The following is a 16,678-nucleotide window of genomic DNA, read 5'->3' on the forward strand; positions in this document are numbered from 1 at the left end:
ACGGTGGAGGCATGACCGGACCGACACCCACATCGGCGTACCCCCGGGTGGTGCTGCCGCTGACCGGCCACCGCGCGTGCGGTCCGGCCTGGCGCTGCGACCGCTGCGGCGAGCCCTGGCCGTGCCCGACCCTGCGGGCCGCGCCCACCGACGCCGCCCGCCGCGCCACGATGATCCCCGAGTTCTCCCGGCTCACCCGGCAGGCCATCCGCGACCTGCGCGGCCGGCCCGACGGCCCGGACCCGATCGCGATCGTGCGGCGCTTCCTGTGGTTCCTGCCGCTCACCGACGCCGAGGCACGCGCCGTCGCGCTCCGCCTCCGCTGAGATGTAAGGAAGGGCCCCTTCTTAACAGACGTCTGTTAAGAAGGGGCCCTTCCTTACATGAAGAACTCAGCTGGCGATCATGCGGCGCAGCACGTACTGCAGGATGCCGCCGTGCCGGTAGTAGTCCGCCTCACCCGGGGTGTCGATGCGGACCACGGCGTCGAACTCCACGCCGGTGTCGGTGGTGACCTTCACCGTGCGCGGGGTGTCGCCGTCGTTCAGCGCGGTGACGCCGCTGATCGAGAACGTCTCCGTGCCGGTCAGGCCCAGCGACTCGGCGGTCTCGCCGCCCGGGAACTGCAGCGGCAGTACGCCCATGCCGATCAGGTTCGAGCGGTGGATCCGCTCGTACGACTCGGCGATGACCGCCTTCACGCCCAGCAGCATGGTGCCCTTGGCGGCCCAGTCACGCGACGAGCCCGAGCCGTACTCCTTGCCGGCCAGGATGACCAGCGGGACGCCCGCCTCCTGGTAGGCCATCGAGGCGTCGTAGATCGAGGTCTGCTCGCCGGTCAGGTGGTTGACCGTGAAGCCGCCCTCGACACCCGGGACGAGCTGGTTGCGCAGCCGGATGTTGGCGAACGTGCCCCGGATCATCACCTCGTGGTTGCCGCGGCGGGAGCCGTACGAGTTGAACTCGTGCCGGGCCACGCCGTGCTCGGCCAGGTACTTGCCGGCGGGGGAGTCCGCCTTGATCGAACCGGCCGGGGAGATGTGGTCGGTGGTCACCGAGTCGCCCAGCTTCGCCAGCACGCGCGCGTCGGCGATGTCCTGGACCGGGGCCGGCTCCTGCTGCATGCCCTCGAAGTACGGGGGCTTGCGCACGTAGGTCGACTCGCCGTCCCACGAGAACGTGTCACCGGTCGGGGTCGGCAGCGACTGCCAGCGCTCGTCACCGGCGAACACGTCGGCGTACGCGGCGCTGAAGCCGGTCGCGCCGATCGCCGAGGCGATGACGTCCTGGATCTCGGCGCTGTTCGGCCAGATCTCCCGCAGGAACACCGGGTTGCCCTGGGCGTCCTCGCCGATCGGCTCGTTCGCCAGGTCGATGTCCATGGTGCCGGCGAGCGCGTACGCGACCACCAGCGGCGGGGACGCCAGGTAGTTCATCTTGACGTCCGGGTTGATCCGGCCCTCGAAGTTGCGGTTGCCGGACAGCACCGACACGACTGCGAGGTCACCGTCGTTGACGGCGGCGGAGACCTCCTCCGGCAGCGGGCCGGAGTTGCCGATGCAGGTGGTGCAGCCGTAGCCGACCAGGTTGAAGCCGAGCTTCTCCAGGTACGGCGTGAGGCCGGCTCGGTCGTAGTAGTCCATGACGACCTTCGAACCCGGCGCCAGGGTGGTCTTCACCCACGGCTTGCGGGCCAGGCCCTTCTCCACCGCGTTTCGGGCCAGCAGCGCGGCGCCGATCATCACCTGCGGGTTCGAGGTGTTGGTGCAGGAGGTGATCGCGGCGATCACCACGGCGCCGTGGTCCAGCTCGTACTCGACGCCGTCGGCGCCGGTCACGCGTACCGGATTGCTGGCCCGGCCGCCCGCGCCCACCGCGGCGGTCTCCAGGTCGCGCGGCGCGTCCGCCGGGTCGTTCACGCCGTTGGCGGGGGAGTCGCTTGCCGGGAACGACTCGGCCGACGCCTCGTCGGCCGGGCCGTCGGCGCCGAACGGCTTCTCCTGCTGCGGCACGCCCGGCTTGCGGCCCGGGTCGCCACCGGTCTCGTCGGCTGCCACGTAGTCGCTGAGCGCGGCGCGGAACAGCGTCTTGGCGCTGCCCAGCGGCACCCGGTCCTGCGGGCGCTTCGGGCCGGCCAGCGACGGCTCGATGGTGCCGAGGTCCAGCTCCAGGCGCTCGGAGTACTCCGGCTCGCGCTCCGGGTCGTGCCAGAGGCCCTGCTCCTTGGCGTACGCCTCGACCAGCGCGACCTGAGACGCGTCGCGGCCGGTCAGCTCCAGGTAGCGGACGGTCTCGGCGTCGATCGGGAAGATCGCCACGGTCGAGCCGTACTCCGGCGACATGTTGCCGATGGTGGCGCGGTTGGCAAGCGGCACCGCGCTCACGCCGGGGCCGTAGAACTCGACGAACTTGCCGACCACACCGTGCTTGCGCAGCATCTCGGTGATGGTCAGCACCAGGTCGGTGGCGGTGGTGCCGGCCGGCATCTCACCGGAGAGCTTGAAGCCGACGACACGGGGGATCAGCATGCTGACCGGCTGGCCGAGCATCGCGGCCTCGGCCTCGATGCCGCCGACGCCCCAGCCCAGCACGCCCAGGCCGTTGACCATGGTGGTGTGCGAGTCGGTGCCGACGACCGTGTCCGGGTACGCCTGGCCGTTGCGCTCCATGATCGTACGGGCCAGGTACTCGATGTTGACCTGGTGCACGATGCCGGTGCCCGGCGGGACGACCTTGAACTCGTTGAACGCGGTCTGACCCCAGCGCAGGAACTGGTAGCGCTCCTTGTTGCGCTCGTACTCCAGCTCGACGTTGCGCTCGAAGGCGTCCTCGCGGCCGAACAGGTCGGCGATGACCGAGTGGTCGATGACCAGCTCGGCCGGAGCGAGGGGGTTGACCTTGGTGGCGTCGCCGCCCAGGTCACGGACCGCCTCGCGCATGGTGGCCAGGTCGACCACGCAGGGCACGCCGGTGAAGTCCTGCATCAGCACCCGGGCCGGGGTGAACTGGATCTCCACGCTCGGGTCGGCGGTGGCGTCCCACGCGCCGAGCTGCTGGATGTGGTCGGCGGTGATGTTCGCGCCGTCCTCGGTCCGCAGCAGGTTCTCCAGCAGGATCTTCAAGCTGTAGGGCAGTCGCTCGTGGCCCTCCACCTTGTCGATCCTGAAAATCTCGTAGCTCGCGTCTCCGACGCGTAGCTGGGTCTTCGCACCGAAGGTGTCGAGGCTCGCCACGTCGTACTCCTTCACACCAGCGACCGTGAGTAGTCCTGAGCAGTTTGTCGCACCGGCCGGGGCGCTGCCGTGCTTAGGCAACACTTACCTGCGTCGGTCTCTACAAAACCGTACGTCCGTCTTGCTATTCGTGCAACCTCGTGCCACGCTGCGGGACGAGGAGGTGCCACCATGATCCATCACGTCCTGCTCGCCTGCCCCCGCGGCTCCGAGGACGCGTCCCGCTCCTTCTACGCGGGCCTGCTCGGCCTCACCGAGAAGCCCAAACCCCCGGCCCTCGCCGCCCGCGGTGGCTGCTGGTTCACCGGGTACGACGCCGAACTGCACCTGGGCGTCGAGGACGACTTCCGCCCGGCCCGCAAGGCGCACCCCGCGCTGCTGCGCACCGACCTGGACGAGCTGGCCGCCCGCCTCGACGCCGCCGGACACACAGTGACCTGGGGCGACGACGAGATTCCCGGCATGCGTCGGTTCCACACGTACGACCCGCACGGCAACCGGCTGGAGTTTCTGGCCCCCGCGGGCTGACCCGGCGCGGGTAGGGTCGGGCGGGTGGTCGACGTACAGCACTGGCTCGCCGCGCTCCCACCGGCCCTGATCTGCCTGCTCGTGGGTGGGGTGATCGGCGTGGAGAGCATGGGCATCCCGCTGCCCGGCGAGATCGTGCTGGTCAGCGCCGCCCTGCTCGCCGCCACAGGCGCCGTCGGGCCCGAGTGGGTGGCCGCCGCCGCGGCGACAGGCGCCATCATCGGCGACTCCGTCGGGTACGCCGTCGGCCGCCGTGGTGGCCGCCCCCTGCTGGAACGGCTCGGCCGGCGCTTCCCGAAACACCTCGGCCCGGCACACCTGGCCCGCGCCGAGCTGAGCTTCGCCCGGCACGGCGTCTGGGCCGTGTTCTTCGGGCGGTTCGTCGCGCTGCTGCGCATCCTCGCCGGGCCGCTCGCCGGGGCGCTGCGCGTGCCGTACCGCCGGTTCCTGGTCGCGAACGCCGCAGGCGGGCTGGTGTGGGCGTTCGGCACCACCTACCTGCTGTTCTACCTCGGGCAGGCCGCCGAGCACTGGCTCAAGGACATCTCCTGGGCCGGACTGGTGCTGGCGGTGCTGGCCGGCGTGGTCAGCACCGCGTGGCTGCGCCGCCGAGCCAGGCGCCTGCACGTGTCCGAGCCTTCCGACCAGCCCACCCCGGTCCCTGCAGCCGACCGCTGACCCCCGCCCCAGCGCCTTCCCTCGCCTCTGCCTCTGCCCCGGCGTGCCCTCGCCTCTGCGCCGCCGCCCTCGCCTGGTCCCGCTCTCGCCCGGCCCGGCACTCGCCCTTGCGCTGCCTGCCCTCGCCAGGCCCCGCCTGACCCTTGCGCTGCCCGCCCCCACCCGGTTGATCAAGGAGTTTGTGTCCTGCAGCAGCTCTCGCAGTGACACAAACTCCCTGATCACCGATGTGGGTGGGTGGGGCGGCGAGCAGTGCGGGGTCACGGTGGACCGGCCGCACCCGACCCGACCACTCCAGAGCGTCGATCATGAAGCTGGCGGCGACAGAACGGACAGAAAACGCCGTCAACTTCATGATCGACGGGGCGGGGCGGGTGCCGGCGGTCAGGGGGCGGTGAGCAGGGTGAGCAGGGTGTCGCGGGCGGTGCGGACGGCGGCGCGGGACTCCTCGGTGTGGTCCAGCGCGTCGAATCCGTGCTGCCCGTTCGGCACGTCCACCACGCACAACGGGATGCCGCGACGCTGCGCGACAGCCGTGAACGCCTCGATCGTCGGGGCGACCTCGGGCCGCTCTCGCCCGGCCCGGGTCAGCACGAGCGTCGGCCGTGCCGCGCCCTCCGTCCGCGCGGCTCCGACACCTGCGCCGGCGGGCAGGTCGAGGGCGTCGATCGGGCGGAAGCGCGGGTCCACCGGCGGCCATCCGGGCAGCGGCGCCAGCAGGGGATAGGTGGCGGCCACGCCCCGCAGCCAGGCGGGCGGGTCGCGGAGCCAGTCGCCGAGCAGCAGGCCGGCGCCGGAGAAGAACCACAGCCCGAGCCGGTCGGCGTCGACGCGCGGGTCGGCGCGGAGCATTTCGGCGGCGGCGGCGACCCGCGCGGCGACCGTGTACAGGTCGTCGGGGCTCGCGACGGTGAGCCGGGGGATCGCGGTCAGCACGCCTGCCTCGGCGAGCAGCGCACCGTAGCCGCGGTAGAGCGGCCAGTCCCGCGCGTCGGGTGCTTCGGGCGGCCCCGGTACGCCGTGCACGACGACGACAGCGGGATGCCGGCCGTCGCCGGCGGGCACGTGCAGGTCGACGTCGCCGTGCCGTTCCACGGCGGCGGGCGGGGGATCGAGGACGAACGGGCTCTCCCAGAAAACGGTTCCCATCATGGCGATGGTAGGAGAATCCGCCGCCCGCGACTGTCCGGTCAGGACGACGAGGACGCCTTGGCGTGCCGTTCGCGCAGCCGGTCCCGGATCTCCTCCGGGGTGTACGCCCGGCGCCGCCGCTCGGCCCGCGCCACGACCACTCCGGTCGCCGCGACGCCGGCGAGACCTGCGAGCCCGAGTACCTTCCACCACCGCATCCGTTGCCGCATCCGCATAGGGTAGTCCTCCATGAGCATCAGCCTGGACGAGGCCGTGGAGCTGACCCGCACCGGCGATCTGTGGGTGTTCCGCGGGCGCAGCGTGCCCGACCGGGCCATCCAGCTCACCACGAACAGCCCGGTGAACCACGTGGGCATGGCCGTGGTGCTCGACGACATGCCGCCGTTGATGTGGCACGCCGAGCTGGGCCGTTCGCTGCCGGACATGTGGACCGGCACCCACCAGCGCGGCGTGCAGCTGCACGACCTGCGGGACGCGGTCTGCGTCTGGGGCAACCGGTACGGCCAGCGGGGCTGGCTGCGCCAGCTCGAACCGCCGGCCGACACGGCGATGGAGGAGGCGGTGCTGCGTACCGTGGCTCGTCTGGACGGGACGCCGTTCCCGTCCACCGCGCAGCTCGCCTGGCGGTGGGCCCGGGGGCGGCTGCCGCACCCGCCCCGCCTGAGCCTCGGCGGCCTCCGGGGCAGGGCCGCCGACACCAGCAGGACCGCCGACACCAGCAGGACCGCCGACACGAGCAGGATCGGCGACACCAGCAGGGAGAACGCCGCAGCACTGGAGACGGCGTACTGCGCCGAGGTGGTCGCTGTTACCTACGAGGCGATGGGCCTGCTGCCCGCCGGGCGACGGCCCAACTGGTACGACCCGGGGCGGTTCTGGAGCGGCGACGACCTGGCCCTCAACGGCGGTGCGCACCTCGGTGCCGAGATCGAGGTGCGGATCCCGCCGCGCTGACCAGGTTTGCCGCCGGGGCGTGCCGGTAATGAGGAGCGTCGTGACGGCTTCCACCGACCTCGACACGCTCACCGACTTCTTCGACCGGTACGGCGTGGCGCTGACCACCGCCGACGTGCCGGCCATCGCCGGCTGCTACGCCCTGCCCGGGCTGGTGGTCGCCGACACCTACAGCTTCTCGTTCACCTCGCCCGCGGCGGTGGCGCTCAGCTTCGTCGGCGCCGCCCCGGACTACCAGGAGCGGGAACTCGTCGCGGCGAACGCGCAGATCGAGGACGTGCAGCAGATCTCGGCGCTGCTCACCGAGGTGGCGGTGCGCTGGGAGTTCCTGGACAGCCAGGGCGGCGCGGTGCCCGGCGAGCGCTACCGCTATCTGCTGCGCACCACCGAGGACGGCCCGGTGATCTGCACCGTCATCCGTACCGCCTGATCGTGGTGGTGCGGCGGCCGGCCACGCGGGCCGGCCGCCGCACCGACCGGTGTCAGCGGTGGTGGGCGCCGGCCCAGCGGTCGGCCTCGGGGGCCGGGTGCAGGCCGGGCTCGTGCAGGCCCTCCTCGGTGACCTGGCCGATCCGGCGGTACGTGTCCGGCCGGCTGGTGCGCAGGATCGCGCCCCAGATCAGGCCGACCACGCCCGCCGCCACCGGGATCGCCGGCAGCAGCCACTTCAGGTAGCTCGCGGTGTCGGGGGCGAGCAGCGCGTCGAAGTTGAACAGCAGCACCAGCAGCACGGCGGTGAGCAGGACCGTGCCGAGCGCCGGGGCGATCGCCCGCTGCCAGGCGCTCTCCGGGCCGGGGCGGCCCCGGAAGAAGCCCACCACGGAGGCCGAGGTGAGCGTCATCAGCAGCACGACGCCGACCGCCGCGGCGCCGGACAGCCAGGTGAACAGGTCGATGACCGGGTCACGGCCGGTCATCGCGAACGCCAGGAACACCACCACTGCGAGGACGCTCTGCACGAGCGAGCCCGCGACGGGCGCGCCGCTGCGGCTGGAGGTGGCGCCGAGGAAGCCCGGCAGCACCCGCTCCCGGCCCAGGGCGAACAGGTAACGCGCCACGCCGTTGTGGAACGACAGCAGGGCGGCCAGCACGCTGGTGATGAACAGGACGTTGGCGATGTCCGCGACGACCGCGCCGGTGTACTGGTCGAGCGCGCCGAAGATGATGCCCGGCCCCGCCTCGGCACTGGCCGCCGGGGCGTTCTCCGGACCGGTGAGCACGGTCAGCGCCCAGGCGGAGAAGGCGTAGAACAGGCCGGTGAACGCGACCGCGATGTAGGTGGCCCGGGCGACCGTGCGCCGCGGGTCCTTGACCTCCTCGCTGTAGATGGCGCCGCTCTCGAAGCCGGTGAAGGAGGCGATGGTGAACGCGAGCACCGCGCCGAAGCCGGCGCCGAACAGGTGGCCGGGGCTGATGCCGGCGGTGGTGACGGTGCCGCCGTCGGGGTTGGCGAAGGCGACCAGGTCGAAGATCAGCACGGCCACGCACTCGAGGATGAGCAGCACCGCGAGGACCGTGGCGTTGAGGTCGATGCGCAGGACGCCGAGCGCGCCGATGAACACCCAGGCCAGCAGCGCCCAGACCCACCAGTCGAGGCTGATGCCGGTCTTGGCGTCCATGAAGTCGCCCAGGATCGCGCCGAGCAGGCCGTAGAGACCGATCTGGATCGCGTTGTACGCCGCCAGTGCGACAGCCGAGCCGGCCACCCCGCCGGCCCGGCCGAGACCGTTGGCGATGTACGCGTAGAACGCGCCGGCGTTGGCGACGTACCGGCTCATCGCGGCGTAGCCGGTGGCGAAGACGGCCAGCACGGCGGCGAGGAGCACGTATCCGAGCGCGGCGCCGATGTTGCCGCTGACCGCGTACATGGTGGTGACACCACCGCCGAGAACGGTCAGCGGGGCGGACGCGGCGACGGTGAAGAAGACGAGGTGGGCGGTGCCGAGACGACCGCGGCGCAGCCCACCGTCGGAGAAGAACGGATCGGAGGACAAGGCTTCTCCAGGGGAGGGGGTGAGGGGATTGAGGTGTCTACTTCGGAACAACCTGAAGCAGGGTATTGGTGATCACTGATCGTGACAACCCCGCTTCGATATCGATTGGGGTGCGCGTGATCGGCCGGAATTGAGCTGTGCGTGGTCATGCCGTACCGTCCCGTGTCGACGATCACGGCCACCGTTCGAGGATGGACCATGACCTACCCCGGGGCGCAGGCCACTTACCGGCTTGCGGATGCGCTGTTCCTTATCGGACACGACGAGTTCACCGGCAAGCCACATGTCGCCGTCGACCGGCTGGAGTGCGGGCTGGCCGGCGCCGCGCTCGCCGAGCTGATGTTCGAGGGCCGGATCGCCCTCGACGGAGGGGGGATCGCCGCTGTCGATCCGCGGTTGTGGCAGGAGCCGCTCACCGACCTGCTGATCACCGAGATCCTGCGCCGCGAGGGTGCGCATCCGGCCCGGCTGTGGATCCGCTACCTGCGGACCCAGCTCAACATCAACGAGCGCGTCGGCACCCGGCTGGTCACCGCCGGCGTGCTGCGGCGCGAGCAGGGCAAGCTGATCGGCCGGATGGTGCGCTGGCCGGCCATCGACCCGAACCAGGCGGCCTCACCGCGGGTGCGGCTGACCGCGATGCTGATGCACTCGTCCCCGGCCGAACTGGACCCGGGCACGCTGCTGCTGGCGACCCTCGCCGAGGCGGTCGGGCTGGCCACGCACATCTTCGATCCGCAGGTGGCCACGCGGATGCGCGACTGCCGCCGGTTCCTGCCGGCTCAGCTCGAAGGGCTGCTCGCCGCCGTCGTGGGCGCGCTCGACGTCACCACCACGACGGTACGGCGATGACGTCCCGCCCCGGGCCGAGCCGGGGCGGGACGGTACCGGTCAGGCCGGGTCGCGCCACATCGGGTAGAGGCTGGGGCCCTCCGGCAGGTCCAGCGTGAGCGGGCGGCGCCGGAATCCGAGCCGCTCGTAGAGCGCGGCGTTGCGCGGCGAACTGGCCTCCAGGTACGCCGCGGTGCCGGCCTGATCCAGCTCGGCCAGCTTGTTACGCAGCAGCGCCGAGCCGACGCCCTTGCCGTGATGGTCGGGGTGTACCGCGATGAAGGGCAGGTACCAGTGCGGCTCAGCCGGGTGCCGGGCGCTCATCATCTCGTCCAGCACACCGAACCGCTTCATGGCCTCCGCGCCGATCGCGGCCTCCATCTCGTCGAACTCGTCGCCCTCGTCGGCGTCGTGTCCTTCGCCGGTGGGCAGCCAGAGCGTGGCGCCCAGGCCGTCGCCGGCGACGTGCACCTCACCGGTGCGCAGCGCCAGCGCGACGAACGGTCCGAAGAAGGCGGGATGGACCCGGGCGCGGTGGTCGTCGGCCGGGAAGACCCAGCCGCTCACCGGATCCCGCATGAACGCCTCGGCGAGGATCGCGGTCACGACGGCTGCGTCCGCCGTGGACGCCCGCCGGATGTTGCCCTGCCACTCACTCACTGGCCAACCGTCCTACCGGCTCGACGAGCCATTGTGGTCATTGATCGGCGTGCAAGGTATCAGGTGCCCGCGCCGTGCGGCAGGCCCCGATCGGAGTGCTCGCCGCGACCCGGTCCGTGTGGCTACGCTGGCCCGGACCCCGACAGGAGGACCATGTCCCGCACGCGTCGTCCCGGCCCGCAGCCCGGGACCGCCATGACCTCGTCCCCCTGGATCCTCGTCGCCGCGGGCGTGGTCGTGATGGTGGTCCTGCTGGTGGTGGCGCTCGGTTCGGTGCGGGGCCGGCGTACGTTCCCGGCGGCCGGTCCGGCGGATCCGGTGATGTCGCTGCCGCACGTCCCGCTGACGCCCACGGCGGTCAGCGCCACCGGCCCGTCGCCGGTGGCCGCCACCGCTCCGGTGGTGCCGGGCCTGTCTCCCCGGTCCACGGTGCTGCCCGCCCGGCCGACGCCGGCCGCGCCGACCCCCAGCCCTCGGGGCGTGGCCCGGCCGGTGCTGCCCCCGCCGCCGCCTCCCGCGCCGCCGCCGTCCGCGGTGACCGGCCGGTACAGCGTGATGAGCGCCTTCGACGGCGGCTTCATCGGCGAGGTGCTGCTGGTCAACACCGCGCGTACGCCGCAGGGCTGGACGGTGCGCGCGGTGTTCCCCGGTGGCCGGCTGGTCACCGCCTGGGTCGAGGGCGCCGAGCAGGGCGTGTTCCGCTTCGACGACGGCGTGTTCACCTACCGCAGCGGGTTCGACCTGGCCCCCGGGCAGTCCGTGCCGGTGCGGTTCCACATCGAGCGGGCCGGCACCCGGCCGGTGAGCTGCACTGTCGACGGCACGCCCTGCACCGACCGCTAGATCCGGCGGTCCGGTCGGGGCCGGCGCGAGTGTCTCCTCTTGCAAGGTGACTGCTTTGTTGCGGCATGGTTTGCAAGGTATTGCAGAATGTTTCGGCAAGGGCTAGCGTGCGGGCGAATCAGCGACCAGAGAAAGGCCGTCGATGAAACCGCCGCCGATATCCCCCAAGGCGCTGCTCGCCCTGGTCACCTCCCTCGTACTCACTCTCGTCGGCGTGCCGGTGGCCCTCCACCAGCTCGGCGCCGACGCCACCGCCCCGGCCGCCACCCCCGACGTCCTGGCCGCCGGCAATGCTCCGCAGTGGAACCGCGAGCCGTCCCCCGACGCGCTCCTCAAGGCCGGCACCGGCACCGCCAAGGCCGAGCAGTTCTACTTCGTCCTGCCCGACCGGTTCGCCAACGGCGACAAGCGCAACGACACCGGCGGTCTGACCGGCGGCCGGCTCACCACCGGCCTCGACCCGGCCGACAAGGGCTTCTACCACGGTGGCGACCTCAAGGGCCTGATCGACCGGATGGACTACATCCAGGGGCTCGGCACCACCGCCATCTGGCTCGCGCCGATCTTCAAGAACCGGCCGGTGCAGGGCACCGGCGCGGACGTCTCGGCCGGCTACCACGGCTACTGGATCACCGACTTCACCCAGGTCGACCCGCACTTCGGCACCAACGCGGAGCTGAAGAAGCTGGTCGACCTGGCCCACCGGCGGGGCATCAAGGTCTACCTCGACATCATCGTCAACCACACCGCCGACGTCATCCGGTACGCCGAGGACAAGTACGGCTACGTGGACAAGAAGTCCGCGCCGTACCGCGACGCGCAGGGGCGTCCCTTCGAGGACCGCAACTACGCCGACGGCACCCGGAAGTTCCCGGCGGTGAACTCGACGTCGTTCCCGTACACCCCGGTGTTCGCCACCCCGGCCGACGCGAAGGTCAAGGTACCGGCGTGGCTGAACGACCCGACCATGTACCACAACCGCGGTGACTCCACCTTCGCCGGGGAGAACAGCGAGTACGGCGACTTCTTCGGCCTCGACGACCTGTGGACCGAGCGTCCCGAGGTGGTCCGCGGCATGACCGACATCTACGCCCAGTGGATCGGCAAGGCCGGCGTGGACGGGTTCCGCCTCGACACGGTCAAGCACGCCAACCTCGACTTCTGGCCGCAGTTCGCCCGCGGCATCGACGCCGCCGCCGCGAAGGCCGGCAAGAAGGACTTCTTCATGTTCGGCGAGGTCTACAGCGCCGAGCAGGAGATCCAGTCCACCTACGTTCGGCAGGGCGGACTACCCGCCACGCTCGACTTCTCGTTCCAGGAGGCGGCACGCGGGTACGCCGCCGCCGACGGCTCGGCCAAGACGCTCGCCGACGTCTACGCCAAGGACGACCTGTACTCCGCGCGGGACACGAACGCCAACCGGCTCACCACGTTCCTGGGCAACCACGACATGGGCCGGATCGGCTCGTTCGTCGCCGCCGCCGGCGGTGACGACGCCACCCAGCTGAACCGCAGCCGGCTCGCCCACCAGCTCATGTTCCTCACCCGCGGCCAGCCGGTCGTCTACTCCGGCGACGAGCAGGGCTTCACCGGACCGGGCGGCGACAAGGACGCCCGGCAGGACATGTTCGCCTCGCGGACCGCCGACTACCTCGACGACGACCTGATCGGCACCACCCGCACCCACGCCGCCGACCAGTACGACACCCGCCACCCGCTCTACCGGACCATCGCCGAGCTGGGCGAGCTGCGGACGGCGCACCCGGCGCTGCGCGACGGCGTGCAGGTGACCCGGTACGCGGCCGACGGGCCGGGCGTCTTCGCGTTCTCCCGCGTCCTGCCCACCGACCGGATCGAGTACGTGGCGGCGGTGAACAACGCCGCGACGCCGCAGACTGTCACAGTGGACACCTGGTCGGCCGGCGCCCGCTTCACCGGCGTGTACGGCGGCGCCACCGGCGCGACCGCCGGCGCGGACGGCAAGCTGAGCGTCACCGTGCCGGCCATGTCGGCGCTGGTGCTCAAGGCCGACCGGGCGATCCCGCAGGCCGGGGCACCGAAGATCACGATCACCGAGCCGGGCGACACCCCGGTCCCCGGCAAGGCCGCCGTCACCGCCCAGGTGACCGGCGACCCGCTCGCCACCGTCACGTTCGCCGCCCGGGTCGCGGGCGGCAAGTGGACGCTGCTGGGCACCGCGCACCGCGCGCCGTACACCGTGCACCACGACCTGACCGGCCTGCCCGGCGGCACCCGCGTGGAGTACAAGGCGGTGGTCCGCGACGGCAAGGGCCGCACCGCCACCGCCCGGGCCACCGGCACCGTCGGCACCCCCGCCCAGGGCGCGTCGCGGGACTGGGCGATCGTGCACTACCAGCGTCCGGCCGGCGGGTACGACGACTGGCGGCTCTACGCCTGGGGCGACATCGACCCGGCGTACGTGACGGAATGGCCCGCCGGGCAGCCGTTCGCCGGTGAGGACTCGTACGGCCGGTTCGCCTGGGTCAAGCTCAAGCCCGGTGCGAAGACGGTCGGGTTCCTCGTGATCGACGGCGACGGCAACAAGGACGTCGCGAACGACCGCACCATCGACGTGACTGCGACCGGCGAGATCTGGGTCAAGCAGGGCGACCCGGCGGTCTACCCGACGCGGCAGGCCGCCACCGGCGAACCCGACCCGCCCGTCGCCCAGGACACCGCGCTGATCCACTGGCGCAAGGCCGACGGGAACTACGACGGCTGGGGCCTGCACCTGTGGGACGGCGCGGCCAACCCGACCGACTGGGCCGCCCCGCTCAAGCCGGAGAAGACCGACGCGTACGGCGCGGTGTTCCGGGTGCCCCTCGCCGCCGGGGCGACCGGGCTGAGCTACATCATCCACCGAGGCGACGAGAAGGATCAGCCCGAGGACCAGCGGCTCGACTTCGCCACCGCCGGGCGCGAGGTGTGGCTGCTCGCCGGCGTGAAGGGACGGCTGCTGCCGACCACCACGTCCGGCGCCGCCAAGGATCTCGACCTGACCAAGCAGAAGGCGCAGTGGATCGACAGGTCCACGGTGGCGTGGGCGACCGGGCCGACCGACGGCAGGCGGTACGCGCTGGCAGTCGCCCCGGCCGGTGGGATCGGCCTCGCCGACGGTGAGCTGACCGGCACGTACACCACCATCGCGCTGCGGGCGCAGCGCAACGGGCTGACCGAGGCGCAACGGCAGGCGTACCCCCATCTCTGGGCCTCGCGCGCCTTCTCGCTGGACCGCGCCGACCTGGCCCGGGTGCCGGCGGCGCTGCGCGGCCAGATCGTGGTGACCGAGCGGGACGCCGAGGGCGCGCTGCTCGCCGCCACCGGCGTGCAGATCCCCGGCGTGCTCGACGACGTCTACGCGGCGGCGACCGGCGCGAAGCTCGGGCCGACGTTCGCCGGCCGGGTGCCCACCCTGGCGGTGTGGGCGCCGACCGCGCGGACCGTGTCGCTGGAACTGTTCGACTCGCCCACGGCCCAGCCGGCCACCGTGGCGATGCGCCGCGACGACCGCACCGGCGTCTGGTCGGTACGCGGCTCCAAGGCGTGGAACGGCCGCTACTACCGCTACCGGGTGCAGGCGTGGCAGCCGGCCACGCAGAAGATGGTCACCGCGTCGGTGACCGACCCGTACTCGGTGGCGCTCGCGCCGAACTCCACGCACAGCCAGATCGTCGACCTGACCGACCCGGCGCTCGCGCCGGCCGGCTGGGCGAACCTGCGCAAGCCGGCCGCGCCGCCGGCGTCCAAGGTCCAGATCTCCGAGCTGTCGGTACGGGACTTCTCCATCGCCGACACCACGGTTCCCGCCGACCGGCGGGGCACGTACCTGGCGTTCACCGACCCGAACAGCGCCGGCATGAAGCACCTGCGCAAGCTCGGCGACGCCGGGGTCAACCACCTGCACCTGCTGCCGGCCTTCGACTTCGCCACCATCCCGGAGAAGCGGGCCGACCAGGCCCGGCCGAACTGCGACCTGGCCGCGCTGCCGCCGGACTCCGACGAGCAGCAGAAGTGCGTCGCGGCGGTCGCCGGCACCGACGGCTACAACTGGGGGTACGACCCGCTGCACTACACGGTGCCCGAGGGTGGGTACGCCACCGACCCGAACGGCGCGAAGCGCACCACCGAGTTCCGCCAGATGGTCGCCGGAGTCAACAAGGCCGGGCTGCGGGTGGTCATGGACGTGGTCTACAACCACACCTCGGCCGCCGGCGCCGACCCGAAGTCGGTGCTCGACCAGGTGGTGCCGGGCTACTACCACCGGCTCCTGGAGGACGGGACGGTCGCCAACTCCACTTGCTGCGCCAACACCGCGCCGGAGCACGCCATGATGGGCAAGCTCGTGGTGGACTCGCTGGTGACCTGGGCCAAGGCGTACAAGGTCGACGGCTTCCGGTTCGACCTGATGGGCCACCACCCGAGGGCGAACATCCTCGCCGTACGGGCCGCGCTGGACAAGCTCACGCTCGCCCGCGACGGCGTGGACGGCCGCAAGATCCTGCTGTACGGCGAGGGCTGGAACTTCGGCGAGGTCGCCGACGACGCCCGGTTCACGCAGGCCACCCAGGCCAACATGGCCGGCACCGGCGTCGGCACGTTCAACGACCGGCTCCGCGACGCGGTGCGCGGCGGCGGCCCGTTCGACGCCAACCCGCGGGCGCAGGGCTTCGCCTCCGGCCTCTACACCGACCCCAACGGCGACGACGTCAACGGTTCGGCGGCCGAGCAGCGGGCCCGGCTGCTGCACCAGCACGACCTGATCAAGGTGGGGCTGACCGGGAACCTGCGCGGCTACCGGTTCACCGACTCCACCGGCAAGCGGGTCACCGGGGCGCAGGTCGACTACAACGGCGCCCCGGCCGGGTACACCGCCGCGCCGGGCGAGGCGGTCACCTACGTCGACGCGCACGACAACGAGATCCTGTACGACGCGCTGGCGTACAAGCTGCCGCAGGGGACCTCGGCGCAGGACCGGGCCCGGATGCAGGTGCTCGCGCTGGCGACCACCGCGCTCGGGCAGGGTGCCGGGTTCGTGACCACCGGCTCGGAGCGGCTGCGCTCGAAGTCGCTGGACCGCAACTCGTACAACTCCGGTGACTGGTTCAACCAGATCCGGTGGGACTGCGCCCAGGGCAACGGGTTCGGCGCCGGCCTGCCGCCGGAGGCCGACAACAAGGACAAGTGGTCGTACGCGAAGCCGCTGCTGGCCGATCCGTCGCTGGTGCCGGACTGCGCGGCGATGGACCTGGCCGACGCCCGGTACGCGGAGCTGCTGCGCGTCCGCCGGTCCTCGCCGGTGTTCGGGCTCGACACCGCCGCCCAGGTGCAGAAGCGGGTGGCGTTCCCGCTGTCCGGGACGAAGGAGACCCCGGGCGTGCTCACCATGACCCTCGACGCGCGAGGGCTGGACGGGAGGTGGAAGTCGGTGACAGTCGTCTTCAACGCCACGCCGGAGACGGCGAAGCAGACAGTCACCGGGCTGCGCGGGGCGAACGTGGCACTGCATCCGGTGCTGCGGAACTCGGCCGACCCGGCGCTGCGTACCGCGTCGTTCGACCGGGCCGCCGGCACGTTCACCGTGCCCGCGCGCAGCGTGGCGGTGTTCGTCCAGAGCTGACCGCACGGCCGACCGGCCCCCTGCCACGTTTCGTGGCAGGGGGCCGGTCGCGTACCCCGGGCCGTCAGGTCAGTTGAAGCAGTCCTCGACGGTGTTGGCGCAGTTGGTGGGGTCGTTGTTGCTGATGAGGGACTTGTCGTCGAGCTTGACGCGTCCTTCGTTGTTGA

13 protein-coding genes are annotated in these 16,678 nt (G+C 71.9%); 8 read left to right on the forward strand and 5 right to left on the reverse strand.

Going from position 1 to position 16,678, the window contains the following annotated elements; all coding sequences use genetic code 11:
- The first annotated feature begins 11 nt into the window (after positions 1 to 11).
- Positions 12 to 326 carry a hypothetical protein gene (locus tag IF06_RS0126490; protein WP_030274237.1) on the forward strand — a complete coding sequence of 105 codons (315 nt, stop codon included), beginning with the start codon at positions 12 to 14 and terminating at the stop codon, positions 324 to 326.
- Between the two features lie 66 nt (positions 327 to 392).
- On the opposite strand, the gene IF06_RS0126495 is transcribed toward IF06_RS0126490, so the two are convergent.
- A complete protein-coding gene (locus IF06_RS0126495) occupies positions 393 to 3,248 on the reverse strand; it encodes an aconitate hydratase (RefSeq protein WP_030274239.1) in 2,856 nt (951 codons plus the stop codon).
- A gap of 156 nt (positions 3,249 to 3,404) precedes the next feature.
- On the opposite strand from IF06_RS0126495, the gene IF06_RS0126500 reads away from it, so the two are divergent.
- Complete coding sequence (locus IF06_RS0126500; RefSeq protein ID WP_013287401.1) at positions 3,405 to 3,761, forward strand: VOC family protein; 357 nt, start codon at positions 3,405 to 3,407, stop codon at positions 3,759 to 3,761.
- 24 nt (positions 3,762 to 3,785) lie between these two features.
- Positions 3,786 to 4,439 (forward strand): DedA family protein, encoded by a 654-nt coding sequence (locus IF06_RS0126505; RefSeq protein ID WP_030274242.1) that lies wholly within the window; start codon positions 3,786 to 3,788, stop codon positions 4,437 to 4,439.
- A gap of 384 nt (positions 4,440 to 4,823) precedes the next feature.
- On the opposite strand, the gene IF06_RS0126510 is transcribed toward IF06_RS0126505, so the two are convergent.
- Both IF06_RS0126510 and IF06_RS33705 read right to left on the reverse strand, forming a co-directional pair.
- Positions 4,824 to 5,588: a hypothetical protein gene (locus tag IF06_RS0126510; protein WP_232236774.1), complete on the reverse strand. Its 765-nt coding sequence runs from the start codon at positions 5,586 to 5,588 to the stop codon at positions 4,824 to 4,826.
- Positions 5,589 to 5,629: 41 nt separating this feature from the next.
- The gene (locus tag IF06_RS33705) at positions 5,630 to 5,821 is read right to left on the reverse strand and encodes a hypothetical protein (RefSeq protein WP_139135452.1); all 192 of its coding nucleotides are present in this window, start codon (positions 5,819 to 5,821) and stop codon (positions 5,630 to 5,632) included.
- On the opposite strand from IF06_RS33705, the gene IF06_RS0126520 reads away from it, so the two are divergent.
- Both IF06_RS0126520 and IF06_RS0126525 read left to right on the forward strand, forming a co-directional pair.
- Positions 5,820 to 6,545: a hypothetical protein gene (locus IF06_RS0126520; RefSeq protein ID WP_030274246.1), complete on the forward strand. Its 726-nt coding sequence runs from the start codon at positions 5,820 to 5,822 to the stop codon at positions 6,543 to 6,545. The two genes, IF06_RS33705 and IF06_RS0126520, sit on opposite strands and share 2 nt — an antisense overlap.
- A gap of 40 nt (positions 6,546 to 6,585) precedes the next feature.
- Positions 6,586 to 6,975 (forward strand): hypothetical protein, encoded by a 390-nt coding sequence (locus tag IF06_RS0126525; protein WP_030274248.1) that lies wholly within the window; start codon positions 6,586 to 6,588, stop codon positions 6,973 to 6,975.
- A 52-nt stretch (positions 6,976 to 7,027) separates the two neighbouring features.
- Here IF06_RS0126525 and IF06_RS0126530 read toward each other — a convergent pair whose 3' ends face one another.
- Complete coding sequence (locus tag IF06_RS0126530) at positions 7,028 to 8,539, reverse strand: APC family permease (protein WP_013475927.1); 1,512 nt, start codon at positions 8,537 to 8,539, stop codon at positions 7,028 to 7,030.
- Positions 8,540 to 8,737: 198 nt separating this feature from the next.
- Between IF06_RS0126530 and IF06_RS0126535 the strand changes: the two genes are divergently transcribed.
- Positions 8,738 to 9,391, forward strand: a complete 654-nt coding sequence (locus tag IF06_RS0126535; protein WP_013287394.1) for a GOLPH3/VPS74 family protein — start codon at positions 8,738 to 8,740, stop codon at positions 9,389 to 9,391.
- Between the two features lie 39 nt (positions 9,392 to 9,430).
- Here IF06_RS0126535 and IF06_RS0126540 read toward each other — a convergent pair whose 3' ends face one another.
- On the reverse strand, positions 9,431 to 10,030 hold the full coding sequence (locus tag IF06_RS0126540; protein ID WP_013287393.1) for a GNAT family N-acetyltransferase: 600 nt from the start codon (positions 10,028 to 10,030) through the stop codon (positions 9,431 to 9,433).
- A 153-nt stretch (positions 10,031 to 10,183) separates the two neighbouring features.
- Between IF06_RS0126540 and IF06_RS0126545 the strand changes: the two genes are divergently transcribed.
- Together IF06_RS0126545 and pulA are read left to right on the forward strand one after the other, a co-directional pair.
- A complete protein-coding gene (locus tag IF06_RS0126545) occupies positions 10,184 to 10,873 on the forward strand; it encodes a cellulose binding domain-containing protein (protein ID WP_013287392.1) in 690 nt (229 codons plus the stop codon).
- A gap of 142 nt (positions 10,874 to 11,015) precedes the next feature.
- The gene (gene pulA, locus IF06_RS0126550; RefSeq protein WP_030274250.1) at positions 11,016 to 16,511 is read left to right on the forward strand and encodes a pullulanase-type alpha-1,6-glucosidase; all 5,496 of its coding nucleotides are present in this window, start codon (positions 11,016 to 11,018) and stop codon (positions 16,509 to 16,511) included.
- Positions 16,512 to 16,678: the final 167 nt, after the last annotated feature.

Origin of the sequence: Micromonospora globosa, from assembly GCF_000717585.1 — a bacterium.
GTDB lineage: Bacteria > Actinomycetota > Actinomycetes > Mycobacteriales > Micromonosporaceae > Micromonospora > Micromonospora aurantiaca.

What these genes read in the sequence shown, in the direction of transcription:
- pulA (WP_030274250.1), top strand. Translation starts at nt 11,016, where the DNA reads ATGAAACCGCCGCCGATATCCCCCAAGGCGCTGCTCGCCCTGGTCACC.
- IF06_RS0126510 (WP_232236774.1), bottom strand. Translation starts at nt 5,588, where the DNA reads ATGGGAACCGTTTTCTGGGAGAGCCCGTTCGTCCTCGATCCCCCGCCC.
- IF06_RS0126520 (WP_030274246.1), top strand. Translation starts at nt 5,820, where the DNA reads ATGAGCATCAGCCTGGACGAGGCCGTGGAGCTGACCCGCACCGGCGAT.
- IF06_RS0126545 (WP_013287392.1), top strand. Translation starts at nt 10,184, where the DNA reads ATGTCCCGCACGCGTCGTCCCGGCCCGCAGCCCGGGACCGCCATGACC.
- IF06_RS0126535 (WP_013287394.1), top strand. Translation starts at nt 8,738, where the DNA reads ATGACCTACCCCGGGGCGCAGGCCACTTACCGGCTTGCGGATGCGCTG.
- IF06_RS0126490 (WP_030274237.1), top strand. Translation starts at nt 12, where the DNA reads ATGACCGGACCGACACCCACATCGGCGTACCCCCGGGTGGTGCTGCCG.
- IF06_RS33705 (WP_139135452.1), bottom strand. Translation starts at nt 5,821, where the DNA reads ATGGAGGACTACCCTATGCGGATGCGGCAACGGATGCGGTGGTGGAAG.
- IF06_RS0126500 (WP_013287401.1), top strand. Translation starts at nt 3,405, where the DNA reads ATGATCCATCACGTCCTGCTCGCCTGCCCCCGCGGCTCCGAGGACGCG.